Consider the following 26266-nt stretch of genomic DNA (forward strand, 5'->3'; position numbering starts at 1 on the left):
AGCAAGGAGTCGGTCACCCCATAAACTCCCCGAGACGACCGCGCAGTGAGAGGAAAGCACCGGACGGAAACGCTGAAACCGCCCCGGACCCCATCGCGGATATGGACGTGAGCGTGGAAGTCGTCGGCGAGGGGAGCCACGAGGTGACCGTTGCCGGCGACGCGACGTACGCCGACCTGGTCTCTGCCGTCGACCTCAGCCCCCACGAGGTGTCGGTGCTCGTCGGCGGCCGCCCGGTGCCCGAGGACCAACCCGTCGAGGCCGACCGGGTGAAGATACTTCGGCTCATCAAAGGCGGGAGTCGGTAGGCGCACGTCGAGAGCGCCGGTACGAGGGAGAGAGGACGACGCGCGAGACGGCTTGGCCCCCAGATTTTTCGCCGTTCTCGCCGAATGAGCGCCCATGAGCGCCAACGCGGACCTCGACTTCGAACTCCCGAACGTCGGCCCCGGCCCGGACCCGCTCACGCTCGGGTCGCTCGCCGACGTGAACGAGGCGGTCGTCATCCTCTTTCAGCGCGATTTTTACTGCGGCAATTGCCGCCGCCAGGTGACGGCCGTCTCGGAGCGCTACGCCGAGTTCAGAGAGCGAGGCGCGGAGGTCGTCTCCGTGCTCCCGGAGTCGCCGGGGCGCGCCCGCGACTGGCTCCGCGACGGCGCATCGTTCCCGCTCGTCGCCGACGAAGAGAGTCGCCTCGGCGACCGGTACGGCCAGCGCGTCCGCTTCGGCGCGGTCGGCCGCCTCCACGACTTCGTGGGTCGGATGCCGACCACGGTCATCGTCGACCTGCGCGAGCGCGACCCACCCCGGCGCGCCTACGTCCACCGCGGGGCGACGCCGTGGGACCGCCCGACCATCGACGAGCTACTCGCTGAACTCAACCGGCTGTGAGCGACGGAGAACGAGAGACCACCGTCCGCGTCGCGGAGACAGACGAACTCGTCGACGTGATGCGTGTTCTCGACGGCGCGGTGCTCGAACTCGACGCCGAGAGCGTCCGGAGACGACTCGGCACCGACTCGGTGCTCGTCGCCGAGCGGAGCGGTCACGTCGTGGGCGCGCTCGTCCGCGACGACGACCACGTCGACGCCGTCGCCGTGCGCCGACAGCACCGGGCGGCGGGCGTCGGAACCGCCCTCGTCCGCGACGCGCTCTCTCGAACCGGCCACCTCACGGCGGAGTTCGACCCGCGAGTACGCGAGTTCTACGAATCACTGGGGTTCGAGATACGCGAGCGAAACGGGCGACTGTGGGGCGAGAAGCGAGCGCGCGACTAATCGGTCCGACCGCCGTCGCGGGCGGCTTCGAGGACCGTCGCGGTCGGTGCGCGCATGCAGACGGCCGACTCGGGGCAGAGTTCGGCGAACTCGGTCGTCTCTCGTATCGTCGCCGGGGCGTCGTCTCGCGTGCACCGTCGGAAACCGAGCGACTCGAAGTAGCCGGGTGCGGTCTCGGTGAGGAGATACAGCGTTTCGGCATCCCGCTCGGCGGCGTGGTCGGCGGCCGCGGCGGTGAGCGCACGCCCGTATCCCGACCCGCGGGCGTCCGCTACGACGGCCACCGAACGGAGGAGAGCGGCGTTACCGTGCAGTTCGACCCCGCTGACGCCGACGGGCTCGCCGTCGACGGCGGCCACGAAGAACTGCGCGGGCGCTGTCCGCACGTCGTCCGCCAGGAGTCCGGCCCGGCGGAGCATCGACGCGACGGAGTCGAGCGCCGACTTCGAGGCCGGTCGGACCGAGAGATCGCGGGACATCGGCTCTCAGACGAGCGACGCGACGAGCGTACGGCCCTCGACGAGCAGGTCGGTGACGCTGTCGGCGCTGTCGGATTCGGCGTAGACGCGCATCTTCGGTTCCGTGCCGCTCGGGCGGACGAGCAGCCACGACCCGTCTTCGAGCAGGAGTTTGAACCCGTCGAGCGTGACGACCTTCGAGACGTCTCGGCCCGCGACCTCGTCGGGAATCTCGCCGGAGAGGTCTTCTAAGACGCGCGCCTTCTCCGAGTCGGGGCAGTCGACGCTCACCTTGTCGGCGTAAATCTCGCCGTGTTTGGCTTCGAGGCGGTCGACCCGCGAGTCGAACGACTCCTCGGCGGCGATGGCGGCCGCGAGAAGCGAGACGAGGACGCCGTCTTTCTCTCTGATGTGCCCGCGGACGCTGAAGCCGCCCGACTCCTCGCCGCCGACGAGCGCGTCGTGTTCGCTCATCGCCTGCGCGACCCACTTGAACCCGACCGCCGTCTCGACGACCTCCTCGCCGTGGGCTTCGGCGATCCGGTCGATGAGGAACGTCGTCGACACCGTCCGGATCGCCGGTCCCGACTCCTCCTCCAGTAGCGCGTCGTACAGCGCGGCGAAGAAGAGGTTCTCGTCGAGAAAACCGCGTTCGGGCGTGACGACGGCGAGTCGGTCCGCGTCGCCGTCGTTGGCGATGCCGAGGGCCGCGTCGTGTTCGGAGACGGCCGAGACGAGGTCGGAGAGCAGTTCCTCGCTCGGTTCCGGTGACTCGCCGCCGAACGTCGGGTCGTCGTCGCAGCGGAGGCGAATCACCTCGGCCCCGGCCGATTCGAGCAGGGCGTCGGTGACGCCGCGGCCGCTGCCGTGCATCGCGTCGTAGACGACGGTCGTCCCCGAGAGGTCCGCTTCGACGAGGTCGCGGGCGTGGTCGGCGTGCTCGGAGACGAAGTCGACGCGCCGCACCTCGCCGCGGTCGTCGACGGGGTCGCGCGGTTCCGCGAGACGCTCCTCGACGGCCATCGTCACCTCCGGGAGCGCGGGCGCGCCGTTCTCGGGGATGAACTTCACGCCGTTGTACTCCGGCGGGTTGTGCGACGCCGTCACCATCAGCGCGCCCGAGAGACTGCGCGAGACGATGTTCCACGCGAGAACGGGCGTCGGGCAGTCGCGTTCCGGCAGCAGAACGTTGAACCCGTTGTCCGCGAGCACCTCGGCGAGACTCTCGGCGAATCCGGGCGAGGACTCGCGGGCGTCGTAGCCGACGGCGACGGGGTCGTCGTACCCCTCGTCGCGGAGGTAGTCGGCGACGGCCTGTCCGACGATGCGGACTCGGTCGTCGGTGAACGTATCGAGCGTCGCTCGCCATCCGTCGGTTCCGAAAGAGATCGCGTCCATACGGTTACGTCCCGGGCAGCGGCAAAAAAACCACCTGCAGGCTTCGAGTCGAAACGGCGGGCGACGAACCGAACGCCGCGGTGGGCGGGCGAGCTCGGCGTGTCAACGACCAGACGGCATATGCGACCGTTCAATGCCCTTTTGAGCGCTCGTACCGAAACGAAAGTAATGACACGCGTCGTCGCAGTGTCCGGGAGTCGCCGTGACGGAAGCTACACCCGCGAGGCACTGAAGTATGCGCTGAACGCCGCCGCCGAGACCGGCGTCGAAACCGACTTCATCGACCTCGGTGCGGTCGACCTCCCGCTCTACCACCCCGACAAAGACGAACAAGGCGAGTCCGCCGACCTCATGCGCCGCATGCGCGAGGCCGACGGCGTCCTCCTCGGGTCGCCGGTCTACCACGGGTCGTACTCCTCGACGTTTCGCAGTTTCCACGACTACTGCTCGTTCGACGAGTACGAGGACACGGTCGTCGGTCTGCTGGCCACTGCCGGCGGCGGCTCCTACGGGAGCACGCTCGAACACATGCGCAGCACGGTCCGCGGCGTCCACGGCTACGTCGTCCCGAACCAGGTCGGCATCCGCAAAGCCTACGAGAAGTTCGAGGGCCGAAGCGAGCCGGCGACGAACGGGCAACCGGCGTACGAACTCGTCGACGAAGCGCTCGAAGAGCGAATCGAGAAACTCGGTCGAACGGTGGCCGAACACGCACGACAGATGAGCGCCGGGAACAGTCCGTTCACGAGCGAGTGAGCGTCGATGGCCGCAATCGCGGAGGTCCGGTCGCGCAGCGTCCGAACGCGGCCGAGCGTGTAGGGGATGTCCGTCCTCTGGAGGAAGTCGTGACACGACAGACGGCCGTTCAGTCGCCGTCGACGAGGCGCTCCTTCTGTCGCCGCGAGAGCTGTTTTATCTCGTACTCCCGCCGCATCGCGGCGGATTTCGAGGGGTACGACTCCGAGTGGACGAGTTCGACCGGCGTCCGACCGCGGGTGTACTTCGCACCGTCGCCCGCGTCGTGCTCGGCGACGCGTCGCTGTACGTCGGTCGTGTAGCCGGTGTAGTAACTGCCGTCGGCGCACTCGACGACGTAGACGTAGTGCACAGACCGACGCAGACGGCGGCAGCGCTAAACGGCGTCGGTTCGGCGTAGAAGGCTTCGCGTGGTGGTGAGTTACGTTTCGCGGGCGCTACCGACGGCTTGCGCGATAAGACCGGCCTGCGCGCCCGCGACGAACCCGGCGTCGACGTTGACGACCGAGAGCACCGAACACGACTGGAGCATCCCCAAGAGCGCCGCCTCGCCCTCGCCGCCGAACCCGTAGCCCACGGAGACGGGCAGCGCGATGACGGGCGCGTCGACCATCCCGGCGACGACGGTGGGGAGCGCGCCCTCCCGCCCGGCGGCGACGACGAGCGCGTCGGCCGCGCGGAGCGCGTCGCGCTGATCGAGGACGCGGTCGATGTTGGCGACGCCGACGTCGCTGATGCGGTCGACGTGCGCGCCCATCTCTCGGAGGACCGCCGTCGCCTCGCCCGCGGCGGCGGCGTCGGAGGTGCCGGCGGTGACGACGGCCACCGTCGCGTCGAGCGACGGACGCTCGTGGTCAGGCGCACGCGCGACGAGGGTGCGTGCGCGCTCGTCGGTCTCGACTGTCGCGTCGGGAACCTCCGCGTCGACGCGCGTGCGGACGGTTTCGACCGTCGCTCCGTCGGTTCGGGTGACGAGCGCCCTACCGGTCGTTTCGATCGCTGTGAGAACGAGCGACGCCGTCTCCTCGGGCGTCTTGCCGTCCGCGAGAATCGCCTCCGGGACGCCGCGTCGGTGCTCGCGGGCGGCGTCGAAGCGCCCCGCGTCGGTACTCGCATAGCCCGACAGTCGGGCTTCGGCCGCCGCCGGCGAAAGCTCGCCGGCCGCGACGGATTCCAGGATGTCTCGCATAGCCGATGCTCCGCCCGCAGGGCACTCGTAACTGTCGTTTCCGGCCCAACGACCCCGTAGTACTTAAATCCAACGGCGGATTTGGGCGCGAACGACCGCGAGGGGGGCTGACGGCGCAATTTGGGAAATCTTATTAATAAGGGCCCGGTAGCCACGCCTGCATGGCAGACCTTATCGTCAAGGCAGCTGTTAAGGAAGCGCTCGATGACAAAAACGTCGCATCGGATTTCTACGATGCGCTCGACGAGGAAGTCAAAGAGCTTCTCGACGACGCCGCCCGTCGCGCCGAGGACAACGACCGAAAGACGGTCCAGCCGCGCGACCTCTAAATCGGCGAATAAACCACCATTTTTTTCGCAGCCACGACCGGCAGCGACGGCGTTCGCGTCTTGAGGCGAACGCCGTTTGCGAGTGGTGCTACCGCGTCTCGACGCGCACGTCGTCGTCACTGCCGACGTGAACCTCGTCGGCGAGACCGACGAACAGGCCGTGTTCGACGACGCCGGGGATCGCCGAGAGCGTCCGCGAAAGCGCCGCCGCGTCGGTTATCTCGCCGAACTCGCAGTCGAGCACGAAGTTGCCGTTGTCGGTGACGACCGGCCCGTCCTTCCGCTCGGCCTCCCGAAGCGTCGGGTCGCCTCCGGCGTCTCCGACGGTCGCGGCGACCGTCGAGCGCGCGTCCGGCAGCACCTCTATCGGAACCGGATGCGAGAGCGTCTCCGCGAGTTTGGAGGGGTCGGCGACGACGACGAACCGGTCGGCGAACGCGTCGACGACCTTCTCGCGGGCGTGGGCCGCGCCGCCGCCTTTCACGAGGTCGAATCCCGCTACCTGGTCCGCGCCGTCGATAGCGAGGTCGACGGCGTCGATTTCGTCGAGCGAGGTGAGCGGAACGCCGACGTCGCGGGCGAGTTCCCGCGAGGCGAACGAAGTGGGGACGCCGCGCACGTCGAGTCCGGCGTCGACCTTCCGCCCGAGCGCGCGAATCGCGTGCACCGCCGTGCTTCCCGTCCCGAGTCCGACGACCATCCCGTCGGTCACGAGGTCGGCCGCGCTCTCGCCCGCGCGCCGTTTCGCCTCGTCGCTGCCGCCCGTCGTCTTCATAGACGAAGCTTCGGCGACGACGACAAAAACGCTCCGGGGTTCGGCGGCGGCCGTCCGGTGTGTGAGTCAGTGCGCTTTCGCAGACACTCCGGCTGCGAAGTCACTCCGCGTAGCCGACGAGTAATCAATCGTCTGACCTATATGGCCGCACACGAAATTACGGCTGAACAGCCGATGACCGACATCAGATGTGGATTCGTCACGCAGACGCACTCCGGCGACGTGACAGCGTCCGAAGCTGTCGAACAGGCCGACGCGTTCGGCTTCGACTTTCTCGAACTGTACATGGACGGCGCGACGGAGCGGAGCCGATTGGACCGCGACTCGTTCGCCGCCGCCGTCGCCGGCGCCGACCTCGACCTACTCGTTCACCTCCCGTTCGTCGACCTGGACCTCGGGACGCCCCGCGACGGCGTCCGGGAGGCCGCGCTCGCCGAACACCGCGCGTGTCTCGACGCCGCCGCGGAGATGGACGCCAAAAAGGCCGTCCTCCACGCGAGCACGCACGCGACGTACCCCGAGTGGGACGCCGAGACGACCCACCCGCGGATGCTCGACGCGATACGGCAGTTGGACGACCACGGACGGGAGGTCGGCGTCGAGGTGTGCGTCGAGAACCTCCCCGGCGTCTCCTTCACCGTCCACGAGTTCGACCGCGTGTTCGAGGAGACCGACGCCTCGATGACGTTCGACACCGGTCACGCCCGCGTCGACGGGATGGACGCCGAGGCGTCGGCGGCGTTCCTCGACGACCACCGCGACCGCGTCTCGCACGTCCACGTCAACGACGCCCGGGGCGCGCGGGACGAACACGTCCCGACCGGCTCCGGAACCACGGACTTCGAGACGGTTCTCGCGCCGCTTCTCGACGACTGGAGGGGCACCGTTTCCGCGGAAGTGTACACGTTCGACGCCGACTACCTCGAACTCAGCAAACGAAAACTGGACGAGGTACTCGCCTGAGGATGCGAGACGAGGAGTTGCCACACGGGGAGGTCACGGGCGGACGCGACGAGTCAGAGACGGACAAGGCGGAGACAGGCGAAGCGGACGAGGCAGAGACTGTCGGGGCGGACGAGTCCGACGAGGCAGACGAGACGCGCGACGGAAACGGAATGGAGGGGCGAACTCGTCAGCAACGGTGGCTCTACTACGTCTCGTTGTTCTTCGAGGCCGTCGCCGTCGCCGTCGTCGGCGCGGTCACCCGACGGGTCGGTCGCGACGACTCGCTATGGGTGTTCGGCGCGCGCGGCGGCACCGACTTCTGCGAGAACAGCAAGTATCTCTACCTCTCGGTCGCCGACGACAAACCCGACGTTCGGCCCGTCTGGGTGACGAAGAACCGGGCTATCGTCCGCGAACTCCAACGCCACGGCTACGAGGCGTACCACGCCTTCTCGCCGCGCGGCGTCTGGGTACAGCTCCGGGCGGGAGCGGTCTTTCTGACGCACAACCTCAAGGACGTGAACCGATTCGCCGTCGGCGGGGCGACGCTCGTGATGCTGTGGCACGGCGTGCCGCTGAAACACATCTCGTGGGACGCCGAACTGGCCGAGCGCCCCCGACCGGTGCGAGCGCTCTCGCGCTACCTCTACGACCAGTACGACCTCGTCTCGCTCACCGGGTCGGGCGCGCGCGAGTCGTTCCGAACGGGGTTCGGCCTCCCGGACGACCGACTCGTCGTGACGGGCTATCCGCGGACCGACGTGTTCTTCGAGTCGGTGCCCGGGGCGACGCTCTGCACCGACGAGACGGAACTGCAGCGGGTACAGCGTCTCGCGGAGGACCACCGGGTGTGGCTCTACATGCCGACGTTCCGCGAGAACCCGTCGGCGCAGGCGTCCGAGCACGTCGACTTCGCCGCGCTCGACCGACTGTTCGCGGCGCACGACGCCTATCTCGTCGTCAAACTCCACCCGAAGGAGCGGCTGGACGCCGACATCTCGGCGTTCGACCACCTGCTCGAACTCCCCGCGGGGGTCGACGTCTACCCGCTGCTGCCGGCGACGGACGGCCTGATCACGGACTACTCGTCGGTGCTGTTCGACTACCTGCTTCTCGACAGACCGGTGATTCGCTACGCGTACGACCTCGAGGCGTATCGGGCCGAACGAGGCTTCTACTACGACTACGAGGCGTTGGTGACCGGGCCGACCGCACGGGAGTTCGACGACCTGCTCGACGCGCTCGAGGGGCCACTCGACGGCGGCGACGACTACGCGGCCGAGCGTCGCGCCGTTCGAGACCGGTTTTTCGACCACGACGGCGGCGGCTACGCCGACGCCGTGTACGAGGCGGTGAGCGAACGACGTGGTTGACAGTCAACCGAAAAGTAAAGAACAGTGTGGGGGTGACCTCGGGTGTGAACCGCCACGATGGGCCGTGACGGGTGTTGAACTCCGGAGAGATATAGTCAGCTATGAGGGATATGTACACTAACGGAGATAGTTTGATGTACGTGACGGTACACACTGTAAACACGAACGCATGGCACAGCTAGTAGGGCCGAAAACGACGACTGGGACGAAAGCGGATGTGTCGCTCATCGCCCACCGCGGGTTTGCGGGCGTCTACCCTGAGAACACGCGGGCGGCGTTCGGACGTGCCGTCGGTGCCGACGGGACGACGATAACGCCGCAGGCCGACGTCGTCGAACTCGACGTGATGCCGACGGCGACGGGCGAAGTCGTCGTCTTCCACGACACCGACCTCGGTCGACTGACGAACGCGCCGGCGACGCTGGCCGACCAGAAAGTGTGGGAGACGCCGTACGAGACGCTTCGGAAACTCGACGTGCTCGGCACCGGCGAGTCGGTGCCGCTGCTCGCCGAAATACTCGATATGATCCCCGAGTCCGTCGGTATCAACGTCGAGTTCAAGAACCCCGGCGTCGACGACGTCCGGTACGGGTCTCTCGACGCCGACGAGCTCGTCGAACGACGCGCGGTGTGGGAACCGTTCGTCGAACGTACGCTCTCGGAGTTGGCCGTCTCCTCCCACGAGGTGCTGGTGTCGTCGTTCCACGAGGGGGCGCTCGCCGCCGTCCGCGAGCTGGACGGCTCGGTCCCCATCGCGACGGTGTTCTGGGACGACATCGAGGCGGGCTTTCGGACCGCCAGACGCCACGACTGCGAGGTGCTGCACGTCCCGTGGAACATGGTGTACGGAACCGAGCTGTTCAACGCCGACTACCACGCCGGGCCGTTCGACCCCATCGACCTGGTCGAACTCGCCCACGAGGAAGGACGGCGCGTAAACGCCTGGACCGTCGAGAGTTGGTACCAGGCCGACCAGCTCCGGCGGGCTGGCGTCGACGGCATCATCGCCGACTACCCGAACCTGCTACAGTACGGTGCGAGTGGGGGTGTCACACCCGACTCGACGGCGGCGGAACCGCCACTGCAGTCCCCGGACGCGCCACCGCAGTAAGTGTTAAAGTAGACGTACGTCATATTCACTTGATTTTCTCTTAGAATTTTAATTCAGTTACACGTTAATCCTCACTTATTGTCCCTCGCGTGGTACACATCGGGAATGACATATCCGAACACTGCAGTCATTCTCGCCGCGGGCATCGGGTCTCGACTTCGGCCGATAACGCTCCGCAAGCCGAAGTGTAGCGTCACCGTCGACGGCACGCCGATTCTGGCGTACCAACTCCGGGCGTACGCCGAGGCGGGTCTCGACGAAACGGTCGTCGTCGCCGGCTATCTGGCCGAGAAGACGCGGGCGTTGGCCGAACGCGTCGCCGCCGATTACGAGGGGTTCTCCGTCACGGTCGTCGAAAACGAGGTGTACGCCAACACGGACAACATGTACTCGCTGTCGCTCGTCGAGCCGCTTCTCGACGGCGAACCGTTCTTCCTAAGCAACGGCGACGTGGTGTTCGACCCCGAGGTGATAACGAAGCTGGCCGACGTCGACGTCGACAGCGCCATCGCCTGCGACACCTCGCTGTTCTCCGAGGAGGCGATGAAAGTGACCGCCGACGACCGCGACTGCATCTCTAGCATCTCGAAAGAGTACACGAGTTCGGAAGCGCACGCCGTCTCCATCGACGTGTATCGATTCTCGGGGACGTTCTCGGCGGCGCTGTTCGACGAGATCGAACGGAGCGTCGAACAACACGGCGAGTACGGCGGGTGGACCGAACTCGCCATCGACCGACTGCTCAAAAGCGGCCGCTTCGACGTCGACCCCGTCGACATCGCCGGCGCGGGCTGGGTCGAAATCGACAACCTCGAGGACCTCGCGGAGGCCGACCGGCAGTTCGCGTCGCTGAGTCCGCTCGGCGAGAAGCGGGCGGCGTTCTTCGACCTCGACGGCACCGTCTACCTCGGCGACGACCTCATCGCCGGCGCGGCGGAGGTCGTCTCCGAGCTCCGGGAGGCGGGCGTCGACGTGTTCTTCCTCTCGAACAACTCCTCGCGGTGGAAACCCGGTTACGCCGAGAAACTCCGGACACTGGGTATCTCGGCGACACCCGAGTCGGTCATCCTCTCGACGGACGGCGTCATCGCCTACCTCGAATCGATCGGCACCGAAGAGACGTACGTCGTCGGCACCGAGGCGATGCGCGACGCGCTCCGCGAGCGCGGTTTCGCCGTCGAATCCGACGAGCCGACGCACGTCGTCGTCGGCTTCGACACCGAACTCACCTACGAGAAAGTTCGCCGCGCGACGCTGGCCATCCACGACGGGGCCGAGTTCCTGCTCGCGCACCCCGACGCGGTCTGTCCGACCAACGAGGGGCCGATTCCCGACTGCGGCTCTATCGGCGCGCTCGTCGAGACGGCCGTCGGCCGCCCCCCGGCGCACGTCTTCGGCAAACCCAACCCGGAGATGCTTCTGCCCACGATGGAGGAGTACGGCTACGAACCCGACGAGGTGGTTGTCGTCGGCGACCGACTCAAAACCGAGCTTCAGATGGCCGACCGAATCGGCTGCGAGTCCGTCTGCGTGCTCACCGGCGACGCCAACCGCGCCGATGTCGAGGCCAGCGACATCGTCCCGTCGCTGGTCGCGCCGTCGATAGCGACGCTCTCGGAGTACATCTGAGGCGCTCGACTCCACTGCCCGCCAACGCTTCCGCCTACCTCCGACGCTTTGAGCGTCGAGTCCGTACGCTTGGTACCGACGGCCGCGCGCCGAGGAGTTCTGAAGCGTCGCGTCGCTGCCACCGTGAGAACACATCACAGTCGCTGACTCTCCGGTCAGGTCGAGAAATGGCTTATTGACAGCACCGTTGCAAATTCTCCCGCGATGGAAGACATGCTAGCCGACAAGGCGGCGGTCATCACCGGTGCATCGAGCGGGAACGGCCGAGCGACGGCGATGGCGTTCGCCCACGAGGGTGCAGACATCGTCGTCGCCGACATTCGCGAGGAACCGCGAGAGGGCGGGACGCCGACGCACGAGAAGGTACAGGAGGAGACCGACGCCGAGGCGACGTTCGTCGAGTGCGACGTGTCGAACACCGACGACCTGAAGAACGCCGTCGAGGCCGCCGAGGAGTTCGGCGGTGTGGACGTGATGGTGAACAACGCGGGCATCTTCCGCAGCGAGGCGTTCGCCGACGTCACCGAAGACCAGTTCGACCAGATGTTCGACGTGAACGTCAAAGGCGTCTTCTTCGGCACGCAGGCGGCCGCGGCGCGGATGCGCGAGAACGGCGGCGGCAGCATCATCAATCTCTCCAGCGTCGCCGGACTGGAGGGCTCCGGCGACTACGTCACCTACTGCGGGACGAAGGGCGCAGTCCGGATGCTGACGTACGCGACGGCGAGTGCGCTCGGCGGCGACGGCATCCGCGTCAACGCTATCCATCCGGGCCTCATCGAGACGAAGATGACGACCGAGGACGTGCCGATAATCGGCTCCGAGAGCGAAGAGCAGTTCATGAAACAGATTCCGGCCGGACGTTCCGGTCAGCCGGAGGACGTCGCAGACGTGGCGCTGTACCTCGCCAGCGACCTCTCGGACTACGTCACTGCCGAGTCCATCGTCGTCGACGGCGGCCTGTCGAACACGCAGTGAGAATCGGCGGGGAAATTACACGGGTGGCGACCGAACGTGCCACCATGCTCGGTCGAACGAGGAGCGAAGTGGAGGTCGCCGTCTCGTGGCTGCTGGTCGCCGCTCTGGTCGCGGTGAGCGTCGTGGGGCTCAGAAGCGGTGCGGACGCGACGACGACGTTCGCGTTCCTCTCGGCGCTGTTGGCCGCGGCTCCGGCGCTCCTCACTCGGGAGCGACGCGCAACGCTTCCGTGGAGCGTCGTCGGACTGGCGGTCGTCGCGGCAGTCGGACAGCGGTTCACGCCGTTCGGCGTCGTCTCGACGTATCTCTGGGTCGTCGCCGTGACACTCATCCTCATCGTCGACCTGGAGGCGTTCACCGAAGTCGAGATGTCGCCGCGGTTCTCGGCGGCGTTCGTCGCCACGACGACGATGGCCGTCGGTGCCGTCTGGACGGTTCTACGCTGGGTCTCGGACGCCTACTTCGGAACGTCGTACCTCGGCGGCGTCGACCCCGTGATGTGGGAACTCGTTGGCGCGACGGCCGTCGGGGTGGTCGTCGGCGTCGTGTTCGAGTACGGCTTTCACGAGGCCGTCGACGAGGGCGTCGAGCGTCGCCTCGGTGGGGGTGAACGCCGATGACGGTACTCACGGAGCGTCTGGGCGTTCCAGCCGTTTATCAGCATGGCGCGGTCCGGCTGATGCAGCTGGCCCTGGCGGGTATCGCCGCCTACGGCGTCGTCAGCGGACAGTTCGGACTCGTCGTCAACGGAACGCTCCCGCTGCTCGTCACATTCCTGCCGGCGGTGCTACGGCGCGACTACGGCCTGCCGATGAACGCGGGGTTGACGCTGTGGGTGACGACGGCGGTGTTTCTCCACACGCTCGGGATGGTCGGTCTGTACGATGTCTTCGGCTGGTACGACCAACTGACGCACGTGCTCTCCGGCAGCGTCGTCGCCGGATGCGGCTACGCCGTCACGCGGGCGCTGGAACTGCACTCCGACGACGTGGAGTTCCCCGACGAGTTCGTCTACGTCTACATGTTCGTCTTCGTGCTCGCGTTCGGCGTCGTCTGGGAGATACTGGAGTTCTCGACGGAGGTGGCCGCGCGGGTGTTCGGCGGGCAGGCGTACCTGGCGATTCACGGCGTTCGCGATATCGCGCTGGATTTCGCCTCGAACGGAATCGGAGCGTTCGTCCTCGCGGTGCTCGTCCGCGGCGTCAGAACGCGCTTTCCGGGGGCGCTGGCCCGCGAGATGGACGAGTGAGAACCGAAATGCGGGAGGTCAGTCGAGACGGTCCAACACCGCGTCGGGGTCGTACGAGAGCGTCAGCGTCCGCGAGCGGCCGCGGCCCTCGACGTTGGCGTAGTCGGCTTTGATGACGCCGAGTTGGTCGAGTTTGTTGATGATCTCGGAGTAGCGCGTGTAGCCCAGTCCCGTGTCGGCGTGGAACGCCTCGAACACTTCGCCCGCCTGCTCGCCGTTGTGGTCGGCGAGCACCCCGACGAGCGCGCGTTCGGAGTCCGACAGCCCGCGGAGGCTGCGCGAGAGGTGGACGTACTTCGACTTGTCGTAAGCGTGTTCGACGTCTTCGAGCGTCACCGTCCGCGAGGCGCGCATCTCGGCGTTCAGTCCCGCCCGGCGGAGTAGATCGATGCCGACGCGGAGGTCGCCGCTCTCGGCGGTGAGTTCGGCGACGCGGTCGAGTTCGGGCGCGCCGATGACGCCGTCGTGGAAGCCGATTCGGGCGCGTTCGCGGAGGATATCGACGATCTCGTCGGTGTCGTAGACGGGAAAGTACACCTCCTCGGGTCGGAAGACGCTCTGGACGCGGGTGTCGAGTTCGTCCATGATGTCCAAAGAGAGGTCCGAGGAGATGATGATGACGCCGATGCGCGCGCCGCTGTGCGCCTCGTGGGCCCGAAGCAGCGAGTACAGCGTGTCCGAGGCCTCGTTCTCGTAGAACAGGTAGTTCACGTCGTCGAGCGTCACGACGAGCACGTCGTCCTCCTCGACCAACCGGTCGGTGATCTGGCCGAACAGCTTCTTGAACGAGATACCCGACGACGGCGGTTCGTACTCGAAGATGCTCTCGAACAGGCGCGAGAAGACGGCGTAGCGCGTCGAGTCGACCTGACAGTTGACCCGAACCGTGCGCACGTCCGTCTGCCCGCTGAGTTCGCCGAACAGCTTCTGAACGGCGGTCGTCTTCCCGGTCCCCGGCGGACCGCGAACCATCGTGTTGAGCGGGCGTGCGCCGCGAACGGCCGGACGAAGCGCGTACTGCAGGCTCTGCAGTTGGCTCTCGCGGTGGCGGAACGTCTCTGGAACGTAGTCGATCTCGAAGACGTGTTCGTCTCTGAACACCGTCTCGTCCCACGAGAGCATCCCCCCGTCGGGGTCGTCAGCCATCACTTTCACCACGCTTCGGCGGCTACTTAACCGTTTGCCAACTCCGGAGTGAAAGTGAAAGAAGCCGTCACAGCGATTGAGAGAGCCTAAACATACACTTAAACGAATTTGAATGTTCGGACGAGCGTTCAGAACTTCTCCAGCAGTCGCGCGTAGAACCCGCGACGCGACATCGCCTCGTCGCCGCGGCCGTTCGCTCGTTCGGCGTCGTCTCGCGCCTCGCCGGCCAGTTTCTCGACGATGAGTTCCGGCGTCGAGCGCGCGAGGTGGCCCTTGACGGGTGAGCGGTTCACCCGAAGTTCCCCGTCGACGAGGCCGACGGCCTCGATACCGTCGACGGCGACGTCGAAGTCGGTGGTCTCGCGTATCTCGTCGGCGAGGTGGGAGACGAACACGCCGGTCGTTCCCTGTTCGTGGAGCGCTTCCAGAATCCCGGCGATGATGCGGGCGCTCGCGCCGGGTTCGGTGATGCTCTCCAGTTCGTCGACGAGGACGAGACGGCCCGACGCGCCGGTTGTGAGCGCCGCGAAGTCGCGGAGCGTGCTCTCGAACGCCCCGGCGTCGAGCGTCCCCTGACTTTTTGCGTAGTAGTGGAGTTCGGAGACGCGTTCGAGGCGGGCGCGTTCGGCCGGGACGGGCAGCCCCATCTGTCCGAGGATAACGACGACGGCGACCAGATCGAGCGTCGACGTCTTCCCGCCGCTGTTGACGCCCGACAGGAGCGTCACGCCGGAGACGCCGTAGTCGACGGGGTCGACCTCCTCGAACGACACGTCCAGGAGGGGCGAGCGGCCCGCCTCGAACTCGAATCCCGAGCCGGAAAACGCGGGAAGCGCGCAGTCGAAGTCGCGGGCGAACCGGGAGACGGCGAGTTCGACGTCGAGTTCCAGCGCATCGGCGACGAGCGTCTCGACGGGGTCTCGGAGCGCCGCCAAGTCGGCCGCGAGGTCGGCTTTCAGCGTCGCCGCGCGGCGATCACGGCCGGCTTTCAACTCCGTCCGGAGTCTGGAGACGGCCTCCTCGTTGTGGCCGACCGGGAAGGTCGGGTCGCCGCCGAAGACGCGTTCGGCGAGGTCGTACTCGCCCTCCTCCAGCAAGAGCGCGTCTGCGAGGTGTTCGCGGGCCGTCTCGACGGCGGTATCGTACTCGTCGGCGAGTTCGCGCGAGAGCAAGCTATCGACGCGCGCACCCTGTTCGACGAGCGAGAGGAAGTCCTGGCCCTGGATGGTCACGTCCTGCTCGCTGATGGCGGTTCTGAGGTGGTCGTTGGCCGCCGACTCGGCGGTCGAGACGGCCGCGTCGAGATCGTCGACGGCGGCGGTGAGGCGGTCGAGTTCCGCGTCGCCGACGAGTTCGCCGTTCTCGTCGACGCGCGTCAGCGCGTCGCGGAGGTTCTCGGGCGAACAGGCCGGGTCGAGGCCGGCGGTCTCGTGAACCGACACGGCCGCGAGCAGACGCTCGCGGTTTTCCGCGAAGAAAGCGAGCAGGCGCTCGGGGACGATCTCCTCGGGCTGGTCTGCGGCGTCGGGGCGGACGCGCACGTCGCCGTCGACGTCGACGCCCGCGAACGCCTCGTCGAGGGCGACGACCGTCGAGTACGACCGCGCGAGTTCCGCGAGGTCGTGGGCGTCCTCGACAATTTCGACCGAGAGTTCCGGAAACGTCGCCTTCGCCTCGGCGTATCGCTCGGCGTCGACCGTTGCGAGACAGCGCTCGCGGACGCGGAGATTCGACGGCGCGCGGAGCGCCTCCACGTCGGCGAGGGCGTCGAGGACCGCCGGATCGGGCGTGCGTTCGAGCGCCGATTCGACGAACGTCCTGACCTCCTCGATTCTGGACTCGGAGGCGGTCGGGAACAGCGTCTCCAGGCGCTTCTCGGCGTATTCGGTGACCGCGCGCTCCTGTAGCAACCCGAGGACGTCGCGGTAGAGTTCGCGGGCGCGGTCGGTCGCCAGGAAGTCGCCGTCGTCGCCGTGTTCGGCTCGAATCGCCGCGCGAGCGATGGCGGCGGCGCGTCCTTCGGTGATACCCGGCGCACGCGAGAGCGTCGCCACGTCGCCGTCTCTGAGCGCCGACTCGGCGTCGTCGAGTTCGGCGAGCGAGGCGGCGGTCTTCTCGCCGACTCCCGGGATGGCCTCGAACTCCATTCGCCCGCGATTACCGCGCCGGGTGATAAAAACGTTCGCGGAGCGACGCGACGAAAGCAGGCGGCGGCGAGCGACGAAGGCGGACTCCGAGGCTCACTCGTCGTCGAAGGCTGCGTCCTCGAAGTTGTCGTTCGCCAGTTCGTCGATGAGGTTTTCGGTGTTAGCCTTCGTCTCCTCGTCGATGTCGTCGATAGCGCCGACGCCGTGGCCGCCGCTCTTTGCGGTCTGCAGCGCGCGTTTGTTCAGATCGCCGTCGGGGTCGACGACCGGGAGTTTGAGGTCGGTGAACGTTTCGGGCGGAAAGCCCGATGCCGAGAGCAGAAAGTGGTCGGCGATCTCCGAGAGCTCGTCCGTCTCGAAGTCCTGTTCCTGCGGCGCGTCCCACTCTCCCTCCGTCGTCCCCGAGAACTCGGGTTCGTGGAGCTCGTAGTCGGTCATCGTCTCCGCGTAGAACGTCGACACCGGCTACTGTCAGCGTTGGGCCTGAAAAGCCGTGGATGGGGTCGGGTTTCGACCGACCAGGACGGCTAGTTCTCGCCGGACGCCGACTCGTCGTCGGCGCTCATGCCGGGGAGGTGCGCCTTCGCGTAGTCGGTGAGCTCGTCCCACTCGAAATCGTCGAGGACGTCGCTCAGGCCCTCGTCGTCGCCGAGTCGCTGGCGATCGGTCCAACTCGGTGCGTCGGCTCCCTCCTGCATCTCGGCCGTGAGTCGCTCGTTGGACGCGTCGTCGTAGTAGACGGGCACGCCGCGAGCGGTCGTCCCGACGTAGTTCGCGCCGTCGTGCTCGTTCGGGAACCCGCCGAGGTTGTTCGTCGTGTCCGCCGTTCCGGGTGTCTTTCTCATCTCGGCCACCTCACGTCGAGTAGGGTCGCCAGCAAAGTGTTTGTTGGGGCCGAACGCTCGCACCCGGACGCCGGGGCGGAGGCCGTGCCGTGGACAACGGGCTTTTGACGCGGCGCGGCCAACGGCGGTCATGGACCTCGATGCGAAAGTCGACGCCGTCGTCGACGCCCTCGCCGACCGCGAGGGCGTCGTCGTCGCGTTCTCCGGCGGCGTCGATTCGAGCGTCGTCGCTGCGCTCGCGTACGACGCTCTCGGTGACGACGCGGTCGCCTGTACCGCCAAAAGCGAGACGCTCCCGGCCGAAGAGCTCGACGACGCGAGGCGCGTCGCCGAGGAGATCGGCATCCGGCACGAGCTCGTAGAGTTCTCCGAACTCGACAACCCCGACTTCGTCGCCAACGACGGCGAACGGTGTTACCACTGCCGGACGATGCGCCTCGGCAAGATGTACGAGACGGCCCGCGACCTCGGCATCGGCACCGTCTGCGACGGCACGAACGCCTCCGACCCCGGCGAAGGACACCGGCCCGGCCTCCGCGCGGTGAAGGAGTTGGAGGTGTTCTCGCCGCTTCTGGCCCACGACGTGACGAAGGCGGAAGTCAGAGAGATCGCCGACCGCTACGGCCTCTCAGTCGCGGACAAACCGTCGATGGCCTGCCTCTCCTCGCGGATTCCGACCGGCCTCGAAGTGACCGAGGAGCGGCTGACCCGCGTCGAGAAGGCGGAGCGACTGCTGCGAACGTGGGGGTTCTCGCAGTTCCGCGTCCGCGACCACGACGGCCTCGCGCGCATCGAGGTCGCCGAAGAGGAGTTCGAGCGGGCGCTCGACGGCGACTTCGTTCGCGCGGCGCGCGAGCATCTCTCCGAGGTCGGCTTCGACCACGTGACGCTCGACCTCCACGGCTACGCCACCGGAAGCGTCAGTCCGGCGAACGCGGCGTACGAGGCCGGCCAAGAGGGGGACGACGACCCACTCGTCGCCGACGTGTTCGCCCGGGAGTATCCGGTCGGTGAAGACGACTGAGTCGGCGGCGCGCTCTTTCGCGCTTCTTCAGGGGCCTCTCCGGAGACACGCCCTCGCCCCCTGCACGTCGGGACGCCGGAGTGACGAGGTCGCCCGCAGCGTACTCACCATCGGGAGACGGTCGCATCTCCGCTACAGACGCTCTTTTTGACGGTCGGGGGATTGAACCGCGCAAACCGAGTAGAGGTGTCGAATGAAACGAACCGAGTCGACCGAAATCGACGCATCGCCGAAGACCGTGTGGCGCGTGCTCACCGACTTCGACGAGTACGACGCGTGGAACCCTGCACTCAGCGTCGAGGGACGACCCAAACAGGGCTCGAAGCTGTCGGTGAGACTCGACCCGAAGGGCGTCTCGCCGATGCGGTTCCCCGCGAAGGTGACGGCGGTGAAACCCAATCGGCGCATCCACTGGCGGGCGCGTTCGCCGATTCCCGGCGCGTACGCCGTCGATCACGAGTTCAGATTGAAGCCGCTCTCGGCGGGGCGGACGCGTCTCGAACAGACTGCCAACGTCCGAGGCGCGGCCACCGCGATGCTCCCGAAACGCGACGCGCTCGACGACGCACTGCGCGGGATGAACGACGCGCTCAAGCAGCGCGCGGAGTCGCAGTCGAAGTCGACGTAGGACGGAGGCGGCGGACGCGGAGTCGCAGTCGAGGTCGAAACGTCAGTTGCCGGTCCACCGAAGGAGCGCCAGCGTCCCCTCGAAGAGGATGATCATCGTGACGGCGACGATGATGGGAGCCATCCCCGTCGGGTCCGGCGTCGCGATGAAGGAGATGCCGGCGAACGCGCCCCAGAACAGGAGCCGCTTGTCCTCCATCCAGAGTCGCGTGACGAGGTTCATCATCACCGCGAGCATGATGAACAGCGGAATCTGGAACACCACCGACATGTACGCGGTCAGAAGGACGATGAGGTTGAACGTGTCCTTCAGCGCGAAGGCGACTTCGACGGCTCTCGTCGTGTAGACGGTGAAGTAGTCGAAGACGAACGGGAGGACGAGAAAGTGCGAGAACGCCGCACCGACGACTGCGAGGACGAGGCTCGTGGGGATGGCGGCGAGATAGTAGCGGCGCTCGCGGGGATAGAGCCCGGGGTGCATGAATCGGTACGTTTCGTAGACGAAGACGGGTAAGCCGACGATAACGCCGGCGAGGCCGGCCACCTTCAGTTCGGTGAGAATGAGTTCCAGCGGCCCGTAGACGTGCGGTCGGTTGGTCACCGGGTCGGGGATGTACGACGCCCACAGGTAGTTGATGAGATCGGCGGCGACCGGATAGGCCGCGAGCGTGGCGAGACCGCCGAAGAGGAAGACGACGGCGAGGCGGCGCATCATCTCCTCGATGTGCTCTGTGAGCGGCATCTCTTGGTCCGAGGCGGGACCGTCGCCGAACAGGCCGTCGTCGACCGCTTTGTCCGGTTCGGAAGCGACGGCGTCGTCGGGTTTCGATGTCGAAACGTCGGCGTCAGCCGTCTCTACCGACTCGACAGTCGAATCCGTGGACACCTCGGAGAAGCCGGGCGTCGAGTTCGCTTCCTCGCCCATTCATCTCCACTACGGCGCGGTGCCGTTATAGGCCTTTTTCATCTGCGCGTCAGCGCACCGGTGAGAAAAGATTGATAACCGCGAGACGGTTTCCTACACCTATGTCCAGCGCGCTCGACGAGGATACCCGCCAGACGCTCGACGCGGGGCGGGAAACGGCCGGCGCGATGTTGCGTTCGGCCCAAAAAGACCTCCAGAAGGTCTTTATCGTCTTTCTTATCGGGTTTCTCGGGACGTTCTACGCGCTCCAACTGTGGGTCTGGGAGTTTCTGAAGAACGTCACTCAGGCGCAGATGAACGCGGCGACGGCCGAGGACGTCCGCTTTATCGCGCAGACGCCGTTCGACGTTATCCTCCTCCAGGGGAAGATAAGCATCGTCGCCGGCATCATCGTCGCCCTTCCGATATTCATCTACTTCTCTCGCGACGCGCTCAAAGAGCGCGATATGTGGCCGCAGTCGCCGGTCAAACCGTGGAAGATCGTCGTCATCGGTCTCATGGCGGCGGCGCTGTTCTTCGCGGGGCTGGTGTACGGCTACTCGCTGTTCTTCCCGCTGATGTTCAAGTTCCTGGCGAGCAACGCCATCTCCGTCGGCTTCTCGCCGCGGTACTCCATCGTGAAGTGGGCGCAGTTCATCTTCCTGCTCACGCTCTCGTTCGGGTTCGCCGCCCAGATGCCGCTCGCCATCACGGGGCTCTCCTACAGCGGTATCGTCCAGTACGAGACGTTCCGCGACAAGTGGCGACACGCCGTCGTCCTCATCTTCGTCTTCGGCGCGTTCTTTTCGCCGCCGGACCCGTTCACGCAGATTATGTGGGCGGTGCCGCTTTTGGTGCTCTACGGCGTGAGCCTCTATCTCGCAAAGGTGGTCGTCACCGCCAAACGGGGCAGCCAACAGATAGACCTCGGGCGGACCGTCCGCACGCAGTGGAACGTCATCCTCGGCTTCATCGTGCTGTTCGGCGGGGCGATCAACGCGTTCTACAGCTACGGCGGCGTCGAACAGGTGAACCGTGGTCTCGCGTGGCTCGGCAGCAGCTATCGGGTGGTGCCGGTCGCCGACCAACTCCCGTACGGAGCGGAGACGACGATTCTCGTCTACTCGGCCGTCGCGGGCGTCGTCGGCCTGCTGCTCGGCCTCTTCTACGGGCTCTACCGCGACATCGAAGCGACCGCCGGCCCGCAGGTCGGCGGGCAGACGGGCGACCCGGCGGCTATCGACCTCACCGGACTCGACGCGGCGGGCGTCCGCGCGGCCCCACCGGAGGCGTTCGCCGGCCTCACCGAGGAGGAGGCGATGGGCTACGCCAGCGCCGCCATCGACGACGGGGACAACGCCAAAGCCCAAGCCATCCTCGACCGGTTCGACGAGGCCGAGGAGAGCCGCGAAGAGGAACCCGAGGGGGAGACGGGCGTCGGCGTCGTCGAAGACGACGTGGGCGACAGAGCCTCCAGAGCCAGCGGGACGCTGTTGGAGGGGCTCACCGACGGCGAGCGCGACGAGGACGACATCGGCGGCTACTACAAGGACCTCGCGTTCATCGTCGACAGCCTCCGCTCGCGGTCGTTCATCCTCATCGGCTGGTTCATGCTCGTCCTCGCCGGGACGTTCGCGTGGCTCTATAGCGGCGGTATCGGTGCAATCTACAAGGGATTCCTCTCACAGATGCCCGCAGTCTTCGACATCGAAGAGGTGAACGTCATCACGCTGCACCCCGTCGAGGCGCTCATCTTCGAGGTGAAGTTCTCGACGCTCGTCGCGGTCATCGCGACGCTCCCGCTTCTGGCCTTTTTCGCGTGGCCCGCGCTCCGCGAGCGGAACTTCGTCCGCGGCCACCGGAGCGTCATCTTCGGGTGGGCCGGCGTCCTGCTGGCAGGTCTCCTCGGCGGACTCTACCTCGGCTACATCTACGTCGCCCCGACGGTCATCTCGTATCTGGCCGCCGACGCGCTGGCGGCGAACGTCGTCATCAGCTACCAGATCACGGATTTCTTCTGGCTCATCTTCTTCACCACCGCCGGCATCGGCATCCTCGCCGACATCCCCGTTCTGATGGTGCTTCTCAACACCATCGGCCTCTCGTACCGCCGGATGCGCGGGCGCTGGCGGGAAGTCACTGTGGGGATTCTCACCGTCGCGGCGCTTTTCACCCCGGCAGACATCATCACGATGTTCATGGTGACGGTTCCGCTGATGGTCGCCTACGGCGTCGGCCTCGCGGTGTTGTTCGTGCTGACGCTCGGCGGGCGGCGCGACCTCGCGCCCGCCCCCGGAACGAGCGACGCCTGAATCGAGCGGCCGTCCGCGTCGGCCGCGACGCTCGGAGTCGGCGGGTGACCCTCCGGAAAGACGATGACAGAACACGTCCCAGCCGGCCGATTTTGCCACCGAACGGCGGACCGAGAGTGTAACACGTAAGTGCTCGCCTTCGATATGGCGGATATGGCTAAGATAAGCGTCGAAGTCCCCGACGAGTTGCTCGCGGACCTCGACGAACACGTCGGCGACGACAAGAAGTTCGTCAACCGAAGCGACGCCATCCGGGCGTCGATTCGCAAGACGCTGGACCTCCTTGACGAGATAGACGACCGGCACGGGCGATTGGACGACGACGACGACGTCGGCGGAAAGAACGATAGCGAGGACGACAGTGCGTGAATCGCGCCTGACGACGGGCGAAGTCGCGCTCGTCGGGTTGTTCGTCACGGCGCTGGTCACCGCGCAACTGACCGCGGCGAAACTGCTGGCGTTCGACCTGCCGCTGTCGCTGCCCGTCGTCGGCGATAGCCTCGCGCTCCCCGGCGCGGCGCTGGCGTACGCGCTGACGTTCTTCGCCTCCGACTGCTACTCGGAGCTATACGGACGAAAGGCGGCCCAGCGGATGGTGAACGTCGGCTTCGGGATGAACCTCGTCGTGCTCGCGCTCGTGGCCGGAACCATCGCCGCGCCCGCGCTCGACCCCGGGTTCGGCGGCCAGTTCGCGGCCGTGCTCGCTCCGAGCGCGAACATCGTCCTCGGCAGCCTCGTCGCCTACCTCGTCAGCCAGAACTGGGACGTGCTCGTCTTCCACCGCATCCGCGAGGCGACCGACGGGAGCCATCTGTGGCTCCGCAACGTCGCGTCGACGGCGACGAGTCAGGCGCTCGATACGGTGTTGTTCGTCACCGTCGGCTTCCTCGTCGCGCCGACGGTACTCGGTATCGGACAGGCGACGCCGGTTCCGGTCGTGATTTCGCTCGTCGTCGGCCAGTACATCTTGAAACTGCTCATCGCCGTCGCGGACACGCCGTTCGTCTACGCCGTCGTCGGCCTGCTCCGCCGGTCGGCGGACGACCGAGAGCGGGTTTCGGCGTAGCGGGCGTGTCCGCGTGTGCCGACGCGTAAGCGGAGCACGCCGGCGCGTAAGCGGACGTGGTCGGCGTACCCGTCCGGGAGGCGACGCGCTGCTGACCGAGACAATCTCGGAGCGCGACATTGGTACTTATCCTCGACAGTAGCTAACAAGAATCATGAAGTCCACACGTCGCACGCGTCTCACCGAGAGCGACTGGATGGAAGGTGGCATCCGCTGTCCGAACTGCGAACAGTACCTCTCGTTCGGCGATATCGTCGCCGTCGGCCGCTGTCACGGACGCGTCAGACCCGACGAGCGGTGTCGGACCGAGTTGGCGCTCGACTTCGTGTGGGGATGAAGAGAACGGCAGCGTGATGGTGTGGCGGCGTGGCGGCGCGCCCGACCGATTACACGTCGACGCGCTCGGCGAAGCCGAACTTCGGTTTGATGTCGGTGACGCGGACGCGGGCCGTTTCGCCCTCCTCGGCGTCGGCGACGAACAGGGTGAACCCGTCGACTCTGCCGATGCCGTCGCCTTCGTTTCCGGTGTCGGTGATTTCGAGGTTGAGTTCGTCGCCGACGGCGACGGGCGCGGTGATTCGACCCTTGGCGACGAGGTAGAGTTCGGAGGACTGTTTTCGGGAGGCTTTCGGCCGGACCTCGCGGACGTACTGGAACTCGGGTTCGATGTCGTCTTTCAGGTCTTGGAGGTCCTGGCCGTCGAACACCTTCACGGCGAAGTCGCCGCCGGCGTCGAGCACGTCCATCGCCACCTCGAACGCCTGCCGGGCGAGGTACACCGAGCGGGCGTGGTCCAGCGAGTACTCGCCGGTCATGTTCGGTGCCATGTCGGAAATGACGACGTCCGCGCCGTCCTCGCCGACGATTTGTAGCAACTTCTCCTTCGTCTCGTTCTCGGTCATGTCGCCGCGAATCGTCTCGACGTTGTCGGCCTCTAACGACTTGATGCGCTGGAGGTCGACGCCGACGACGGTGCCTTCGGGGCCGACTTCCTCGGCGGCGACTTGCAGCCACCCGCCGGGGGCGGCCCCCAGGTCGACGACCGACGCCCCTCGGTGGAGGAGGTTCGCGGTCTCGTCGAGCTGCTGGAGTTTGTAGGCCGAGCGGGCGCGGTAGCCCTCCTGCTTGGCCCGGTTGTAGTATTCGTCTTTGCGCGCCATTTGCCGGAGATTGCGCGCGAAGCCGAAAAACGCCTTCGTTCGGGGGCGAGCGAGTCGGCCCGCCGACTACTCGATACGCAGTTCGTCGTCCTCGGGGACGCTGTCGGCGTCCCACGAGATAGAGAAATCGACGCGCTCGCGGGTGCCGGCCTCCATCAGCGACGAGTCGGAGTCGACGGCCACGTCGAAGGAGACGGTCTCCGGCGGGTTGATGGTGGCGCTGTCGTTACCGACGAGGAACGTCACCTTCCGGTAGTCAGTGTCCGCGTGGCTTCGGTTGCCGTCGGCCGCGTCGCTGGACGTCGCCTCCGCGGTGTCGACGGTGTTGTCCTCCGTCGTCGTCGCGGTGTCCGGCGAGTTGCGCGACGTGCGAGTCGCGTCGGTCGTCCCCGTCGTCTGCGAATCGGTCGAGCCTCCGGTCGTCCGATTGGGAGTCTCCGTTGGGTGTGCTTCGTCTCCGTGCTGGGTGGTGCCGTCGCTTTGACGGTCGAGTTCGTCCGCGAACTCACGGAGATACGCGGCGACTTCCGCACGCGACAACTCCCGCGACGTTTCGAGTTCTGTCATGGCTCAACGAACGTACAACAGAGGGACTGACAGTTCGACTGCTTGCGTATGCAGGCACGGCTCGGAGGCTTCGGCGGACGCAAGCGGCGTTTCAGAGAGCCGCGCGAACGGTGAAACCACCCGACTCACGGGGCTCATGCGCGCACGCGCACGCACTAAACCGCGGGTATTTTTAATACCCCTCTCGTAGGTCGCCACATATGTTCCAGGCCATCGTGAGCGCGTCGACGCTCCGGGACGCGCTCGATTCCGTGAGCGTGCTGGTCGACGAGTGTAAGATACGACTCGAAGAGGACGAACTCGCAATTCGGGCCGTCGACCCCGCGAACGTGGGGATGGTCGACCTCTCGCTCGACGCCGCGGCGTTCGAGTCCTACGAAGCAGACGGCGGCGTCATCGGCGTCAACCTCTCCCGACTGGAGGACATCGCCGGGATGGCGAACACCGGCGACCTCGTCCACCTCGAACTCGACGAGGAGACGCGAAAGCTTCACATCCAGATCGAGGGCCTCTCCTACACGCTCGCGCTCATCGACCCCGACTCCATCCGGCAGGAACCGGACATCCCGGATCTCGACCTCCCGGCGACCATCGTCGTCGAAGGCACCCATCTCGACCGCGGTATCAAGGCCGCCGACATGGTGTCGGACCACATCGGCCTCCGCGTCGACGAGGACGACGAGACGTTCCACATCGAAGCCGAGGGCGACACCGACGACGTCGACCTCGAACTCGGCCGCGACGACCTCATCGACCTCGTCGCCGGTCCCGCCGACTCGCTGTTCAGCCTCGACTACCTCAAGGACATGAACAAGGCGATTCCCTCCGACACCGAGGTCACCGTCGAACTCGGCGAGGAGTTCCCCGTCAAACTTCACTACGAGTTCGGCGAGGGCATGGGCCACGTGACGTACATGCTGGCTCCGCGTATCCAGAGCGACTGAGTCGCTCCGACTTCGTCTCGTTCTCTCTCCGTCTCCGATTTCGACCGCGTTTCGTAC

At 66.5% G+C, this 26266-nt stretch carries 30 protein-coding genes and 1 pseudogene; 19 read left to right on the forward strand and 12 right to left on the reverse strand.

The genetic code is table 11. The features are described 5' to 3' along the window. The first annotated feature begins 101 nt into the window (after positions 1-101). From samp2 to LAQ73_RS06525, 3 genes are all read left to right on the forward strand, one after another. Entirely contained in the window at positions 102-308 is a 207-nt protein-coding gene (gene samp2, locus LAQ73_RS06515) for a ubiquitin-like small modifier protein SAMP2 (RefSeq protein ID WP_224270426.1), read from the forward strand. 94 nt (positions 309-402) lie between these two features. After that, a complete protein-coding gene (locus LAQ73_RS06520) occupies positions 403-891 on the forward strand; it encodes a peroxiredoxin family protein (RefSeq protein ID WP_224270427.1) in 489 nt (162 codons plus the stop codon). Then, on the forward strand, positions 888-1277 hold the full coding sequence (locus LAQ73_RS06525) for a GNAT family N-acetyltransferase (RefSeq protein WP_425601122.1): 390 nt from the start codon (positions 888-890) through the stop codon (positions 1275-1277). The genes LAQ73_RS06520 and LAQ73_RS06525 overlap by 4 nt, the downstream gene beginning before the upstream one ends. Here the strand turns inward: LAQ73_RS06525 and arsN2 are convergent. Together arsN2 and LAQ73_RS06535 are read right to left on the reverse strand one after the other, a co-directional pair. Next, complete coding sequence (gene arsN2, locus LAQ73_RS06530) at positions 1274-1756, reverse strand: arsenic resistance N-acetyltransferase ArsN2 (RefSeq protein ID WP_224270428.1); 483 nt, start codon at positions 1754-1756, stop codon at positions 1274-1276. The genes LAQ73_RS06525 and arsN2 overlap by 4 nt on opposite strands. Before the next feature lie 6 nt (positions 1757-1762). After that, complete coding sequence (locus tag LAQ73_RS06535; RefSeq protein WP_224270429.1) at positions 1763-3133, reverse strand: phosphoglucomutase/phosphomannomutase family protein; 1371 nt, start codon at positions 3131-3133, stop codon at positions 1763-1765. Between the two features lie 168 nt (positions 3134-3301). On the opposite strand from LAQ73_RS06535, the gene LAQ73_RS06540 reads away from it, so the two are divergent. Further along, on the forward strand, positions 3302-3889 hold the full coding sequence (locus tag LAQ73_RS06540) for an NADPH-dependent FMN reductase (RefSeq protein ID WP_224270430.1): 588 nt from the start codon (positions 3302-3304) through the stop codon (positions 3887-3889). Between the two features lie 109 nt (positions 3890-3998). Here LAQ73_RS06540 and LAQ73_RS06545 read toward each other — a convergent pair whose 3' ends face one another. Together LAQ73_RS06545 and larB are read right to left on the reverse strand one after the other, a co-directional pair. After that, positions 3999-4241 carry a GIY-YIG nuclease family protein gene (locus tag LAQ73_RS06545; protein ID WP_224270431.1) on the reverse strand — a complete coding sequence of 81 codons (243 nt, stop codon included), beginning with the start codon at positions 4239-4241 and terminating at the stop codon, positions 3999-4001. Between the two features lie 69 nt (positions 4242-4310). Continuing rightward, a complete protein-coding gene (gene larB / locus LAQ73_RS06550; RefSeq protein WP_224270432.1) occupies positions 4311-5078 on the reverse strand; it encodes a nickel pincer cofactor biosynthesis protein LarB in 768 nt (255 codons plus the stop codon). A gap of 161 nt (positions 5079-5239) precedes the next feature. Between larB and LAQ73_RS06555 the strand changes: the two genes are divergently transcribed. Beyond that, positions 5240-5407: a DUF1931 domain-containing protein gene (locus tag LAQ73_RS06555; RefSeq protein WP_224270433.1), complete on the forward strand. Its 168-nt coding sequence runs from the start codon at positions 5240-5242 to the stop codon at positions 5405-5407. An 88-nt stretch (positions 5408-5495) separates the two neighbouring features. On the opposite strand, the gene rpiA is transcribed toward LAQ73_RS06555, so the two are convergent. Further along, entirely contained in the window at positions 5496-6182 is a 687-nt protein-coding gene (rpiA, locus tag LAQ73_RS06560) for a ribose-5-phosphate isomerase RpiA (protein ID WP_224270434.1), read from the reverse strand. A gap of 174 nt (positions 6183-6356) precedes the next feature. Between rpiA and LAQ73_RS06565 the strand changes: the two genes are divergently transcribed. The 7 genes from LAQ73_RS06565 to LAQ73_RS06595 all read left to right on the forward strand — a co-directional run bounded on the left by LAQ73_RS06565 (position 6357) and on the right by LAQ73_RS06595 (position 13467). After that, a complete protein-coding gene (locus LAQ73_RS06565; RefSeq protein WP_224270435.1) occupies positions 6357-7145 on the forward strand; it encodes a sugar phosphate isomerase/epimerase family protein in 789 nt (262 codons plus the stop codon). Positions 7146-7147: 2 nt separating this feature from the next. Then, positions 7148-8500 (forward strand): CDP-glycerol glycerophosphotransferase family protein, encoded by a 1353-nt coding sequence (locus LAQ73_RS06570; RefSeq protein ID WP_224270436.1) that lies wholly within the window; start codon positions 7148-7150, stop codon positions 8498-8500. Positions 8501-8717: 217 nt separating this feature from the next. Then, entirely contained in the window at positions 8718-9611 is an 894-nt protein-coding gene (locus tag LAQ73_RS06575; RefSeq protein WP_224270437.1) for a glycerophosphodiester phosphodiesterase, read from the forward strand. A gap of 105 nt (positions 9612-9716) precedes the next feature. Next, positions 9717-11240: an HAD-IIA family hydrolase gene (locus LAQ73_RS06580; RefSeq protein WP_224270438.1), complete on the forward strand. Its 1524-nt coding sequence runs from the start codon at positions 9717-9719 to the stop codon at positions 11238-11240. 204 nt (positions 11241-11444) lie between these two features. After that, on the forward strand, positions 11445-12218 hold the full coding sequence (locus LAQ73_RS06585) for an SDR family oxidoreductase (protein WP_224270439.1): 774 nt from the start codon (positions 11445-11447) through the stop codon (positions 12216-12218). A gap of 44 nt (positions 12219-12262) precedes the next feature. After that, positions 12263-12838 (forward strand): hypothetical protein, encoded by a 576-nt coding sequence (locus tag LAQ73_RS06590; protein ID WP_224270440.1) that lies wholly within the window; start codon positions 12263-12265, stop codon positions 12836-12838. A gap of 59 nt (positions 12839-12897) precedes the next feature. Next, positions 12898-13467 carry a DUF2238 domain-containing protein gene (locus LAQ73_RS06595; protein WP_224270441.1) on the forward strand — a complete coding sequence of 190 codons (570 nt, stop codon included), beginning with the start codon at positions 12898-12900 and terminating at the stop codon, positions 13465-13467. 18 nt (positions 13468-13485) lie between these two features. Here the strand turns inward: LAQ73_RS06595 and LAQ73_RS06600 are convergent, their stop codons facing one another. The 4 genes from LAQ73_RS06600 to LAQ73_RS06615 all read right to left on the reverse strand — a co-directional run bounded on the left by LAQ73_RS06600 (position 13486) and on the right by LAQ73_RS06615 (position 17605). Beyond that, positions 13486-14613: an ORC1-type DNA replication protein gene (locus LAQ73_RS06600; RefSeq protein ID WP_224270442.1), complete on the reverse strand. Its 1128-nt coding sequence runs from the start codon at positions 14611-14613 to the stop codon at positions 13486-13488. Between the two features lie 128 nt (positions 14614-14741). Continuing rightward, complete coding sequence (locus LAQ73_RS06605; RefSeq protein ID WP_224270443.1) at positions 14742-16760, reverse strand: MutS-related protein; 2019 nt, start codon at positions 16758-16760, stop codon at positions 14742-14744. A 93-nt stretch (positions 16761-16853) separates the two neighbouring features. Continuing rightward, complete coding sequence (locus tag LAQ73_RS06610; protein WP_224270444.1) at positions 16854-17222, reverse strand: hypothetical protein; 369 nt, start codon at positions 17220-17222, stop codon at positions 16854-16856. Between the two features lie 65 nt (positions 17223-17287). Then, positions 17288-17605 (reverse strand): hypothetical protein, encoded by a 318-nt coding sequence (locus LAQ73_RS06615; protein ID WP_224270445.1) that lies wholly within the window; start codon positions 17603-17605, stop codon positions 17288-17290. A gap of 130 nt (positions 17606-17735) precedes the next feature. Between LAQ73_RS06615 and larE the strand changes: the two genes are divergently transcribed. Together larE and LAQ73_RS06625 are read left to right on the forward strand one after the other, a co-directional pair. Next, a complete protein-coding gene (gene larE, locus LAQ73_RS06620) occupies positions 17736-18629 on the forward strand; it encodes an ATP-dependent sacrificial sulfur transferase LarE (RefSeq protein ID WP_224270446.1) in 894 nt (297 codons plus the stop codon). Between the two features lie 193 nt (positions 18630-18822). Continuing rightward, on the forward strand, positions 18823-19257 hold the full coding sequence (locus LAQ73_RS06625) for an SRPBCC domain-containing protein (protein WP_224270447.1): 435 nt from the start codon (positions 18823-18825) through the stop codon (positions 19255-19257). A 42-nt stretch (positions 19258-19299) separates the two neighbouring features. On the opposite strand, the pseudogene tatC reads toward LAQ73_RS06625, so the two are convergent. Continuing rightward, positions 19300-20025: pseudogene (gene tatC / locus LAQ73_RS06630) on the reverse strand (twin-arginine translocase subunit TatC); the annotation flags it as partial. A gap of 257 nt (positions 20026-20282) precedes the next feature. Between tatC and LAQ73_RS06635 the strand changes: the two are divergent. The 4 genes from LAQ73_RS06635 to LAQ73_RS06650 all read left to right on the forward strand — a co-directional run bounded on the left by LAQ73_RS06635 (position 20283) and on the right by LAQ73_RS06650 (position 23875). Continuing rightward, positions 20283-22472: a twin-arginine translocase subunit TatC gene (locus LAQ73_RS06635; RefSeq protein WP_224270448.1), complete on the forward strand. Its 2190-nt coding sequence runs from the start codon at positions 20283-20285 to the stop codon at positions 22470-22472. A 153-nt stretch (positions 22473-22625) separates the two neighbouring features. Continuing rightward, positions 22626-22841 carry a ribbon-helix-helix domain-containing protein gene (locus LAQ73_RS06640; protein WP_224270449.1) on the forward strand — a complete coding sequence of 72 codons (216 nt, stop codon included), beginning with the start codon at positions 22626-22628 and terminating at the stop codon, positions 22839-22841. Further along, positions 22834-23538: a queuosine precursor transporter gene (locus tag LAQ73_RS06645; protein ID WP_224270450.1), complete on the forward strand. Its 705-nt coding sequence runs from the start codon at positions 22834-22836 to the stop codon at positions 23536-23538. Before LAQ73_RS06640 ends, LAQ73_RS06645 begins: the two co-directional genes overlap by 8 nt. Positions 23539-23692: 154 nt before the next feature. After that, positions 23693-23875 (forward strand): hypothetical protein, encoded by a 183-nt coding sequence (locus LAQ73_RS06650; RefSeq protein ID WP_224270451.1) that lies wholly within the window; start codon positions 23693-23695, stop codon positions 23873-23875. A gap of 49 nt (positions 23876-23924) precedes the next feature. On the opposite strand, the gene LAQ73_RS06655 is transcribed toward LAQ73_RS06650, so the two are convergent. Beyond that, entirely contained in the window at positions 23925-24698 is a 774-nt protein-coding gene (locus LAQ73_RS06655; protein ID WP_224270452.1) for an RlmE family RNA methyltransferase, read from the reverse strand. Between the two features lie 66 nt (positions 24699-24764). Next, entirely contained in the window at positions 24765-25265 is a 501-nt protein-coding gene (locus LAQ73_RS06660) for a hypothetical protein (protein WP_224270453.1), read from the reverse strand. Between the two features lie 200 nt (positions 25266-25465). Between LAQ73_RS06660 and LAQ73_RS06665 the strand changes: the two genes are divergently transcribed. Next, positions 25466-26209: a DNA polymerase sliding clamp gene (locus LAQ73_RS06665; RefSeq protein ID WP_224270454.1), complete on the forward strand. Its 744-nt coding sequence runs from the start codon at positions 25466-25468 to the stop codon at positions 26207-26209. Positions 26210-26266 lie beyond the last annotated feature (57 nt).

The organism is Haloprofundus salinisoli (genome assembly GCF_020097815.1).
Taxonomy (GTDB): domain Archaea; phylum Halobacteriota; class Halobacteria; order Halobacteriales; family Haloferacaceae; genus Haloprofundus; species Haloprofundus salinisoli.

What these genes read in the sequence shown, in the direction of transcription:
- samp2 (WP_224270426.1), top strand. Translation starts at nt 102, where the DNA reads ATGGACGTGAGCGTGGAAGTCGTCGGCGAGGGGAGCCACGAGGTGACC.
- LAQ73_RS06520 (WP_224270427.1), top strand. Translation starts at nt 403, where the DNA reads ATGAGCGCCAACGCGGACCTCGACTTCGAACTCCCGAACGTCGGCCCC.
- arsN2 (WP_224270428.1), bottom strand. Translation starts at nt 1,756, where the DNA reads ATGTCCCGCGATCTCTCGGTCCGACCGGCCTCGAAGTCGGCGCTCGAC.
- LAQ73_RS06535 (WP_224270429.1), bottom strand. Translation starts at nt 3,133, where the DNA reads ATGGACGCGATCTCTTTCGGAACCGACGGATGGCGAGCGACGCTCGAT.
- LAQ73_RS06540 (WP_224270430.1), top strand. Translation starts at nt 3,302, where the DNA reads ATGACACGCGTCGTCGCAGTGTCCGGGAGTCGCCGTGACGGAAGCTAC.
- larB (WP_224270432.1), bottom strand. Translation starts at nt 5,078, where the DNA reads ATGCGAGACATCCTGGAATCCGTCGCGGCCGGCGAGCTTTCGCCGGCG.
- LAQ73_RS06555 (WP_224270433.1), top strand. Translation starts at nt 5,240, where the DNA reads ATGGCAGACCTTATCGTCAAGGCAGCTGTTAAGGAAGCGCTCGATGAC.
- rpiA (WP_224270434.1), bottom strand. Translation starts at nt 6,182, where the DNA reads ATGAAGACGACGGGCGGCAGCGACGAGGCGAAACGGCGCGCGGGCGAG.
- LAQ73_RS06565 (WP_224270435.1), top strand. Translation starts at nt 6,357, where the DNA reads ATGACCGACATCAGATGTGGATTCGTCACGCAGACGCACTCCGGCGAC.
- LAQ73_RS06570 (WP_224270436.1), top strand. Translation starts at nt 7,148, where the DNA reads ATGCGAGACGAGGAGTTGCCACACGGGGAGGTCACGGGCGGACGCGAC.
- LAQ73_RS06580 (WP_224270438.1), top strand. Translation starts at nt 9,717, where the DNA reads ATGACATATCCGAACACTGCAGTCATTCTCGCCGCGGGCATCGGGTCT.
- LAQ73_RS06585 (WP_224270439.1), top strand. Translation starts at nt 11,445, where the DNA reads ATGGAAGACATGCTAGCCGACAAGGCGGCGGTCATCACCGGTGCATCG.
- LAQ73_RS06590 (WP_224270440.1), top strand. Translation starts at nt 12,263, where the DNA reads ATGCTCGGTCGAACGAGGAGCGAAGTGGAGGTCGCCGTCTCGTGGCTG.
- LAQ73_RS06595 (WP_224270441.1), top strand. Translation starts at nt 12,898, where the DNA reads ATGCAGCTGGCCCTGGCGGGTATCGCCGCCTACGGCGTCGTCAGCGGA.
- LAQ73_RS06600 (WP_224270442.1), bottom strand. Translation starts at nt 14,613, where the DNA reads ATGGCTGACGACCCCGACGGGGGGATGCTCTCGTGGGACGAGACGGTG.
- LAQ73_RS06605 (WP_224270443.1), bottom strand. Translation starts at nt 16,760, where the DNA reads ATGGAGTTCGAGGCCATCCCGGGAGTCGGCGAGAAGACCGCCGCCTCG.
- LAQ73_RS06615 (WP_224270445.1), bottom strand. Translation starts at nt 17,605, where the DNA reads ATGAGAAAGACACCCGGAACGGCGGACACGACGAACAACCTCGGCGGG.
- larE (WP_224270446.1), top strand. Translation starts at nt 17,736, where the DNA reads ATGGACCTCGATGCGAAAGTCGACGCCGTCGTCGACGCCCTCGCCGAC.
- LAQ73_RS06625 (WP_224270447.1), top strand. Translation starts at nt 18,823, where the DNA reads ATGAAACGAACCGAGTCGACCGAAATCGACGCATCGCCGAAGACCGTG.
- LAQ73_RS06635 (WP_224270448.1), top strand. Translation starts at nt 20,283, where the DNA reads ATGTCCAGCGCGCTCGACGAGGATACCCGCCAGACGCTCGACGCGGGG.
- LAQ73_RS06640 (WP_224270449.1), top strand. Translation starts at nt 22,626, where the DNA reads ATGGCTAAGATAAGCGTCGAAGTCCCCGACGAGTTGCTCGCGGACCTC.
- LAQ73_RS06650 (WP_224270451.1), top strand. Translation starts at nt 23,693, where the DNA reads ATGAAGTCCACACGTCGCACGCGTCTCACCGAGAGCGACTGGATGGAA.
- LAQ73_RS06655 (WP_224270452.1), bottom strand. Translation starts at nt 24,698, where the DNA reads ATGGCGCGCAAAGACGAATACTACAACCGGGCCAAGCAGGAGGGCTAC.
- LAQ73_RS06660 (WP_224270453.1), bottom strand. Translation starts at nt 25,265, where the DNA reads ATGACAGAACTCGAAACGTCGCGGGAGTTGTCGCGTGCGGAAGTCGCC.
- LAQ73_RS06665 (WP_224270454.1), top strand. Translation starts at nt 25,466, where the DNA reads ATGTTCCAGGCCATCGTGAGCGCGTCGACGCTCCGGGACGCGCTCGAT.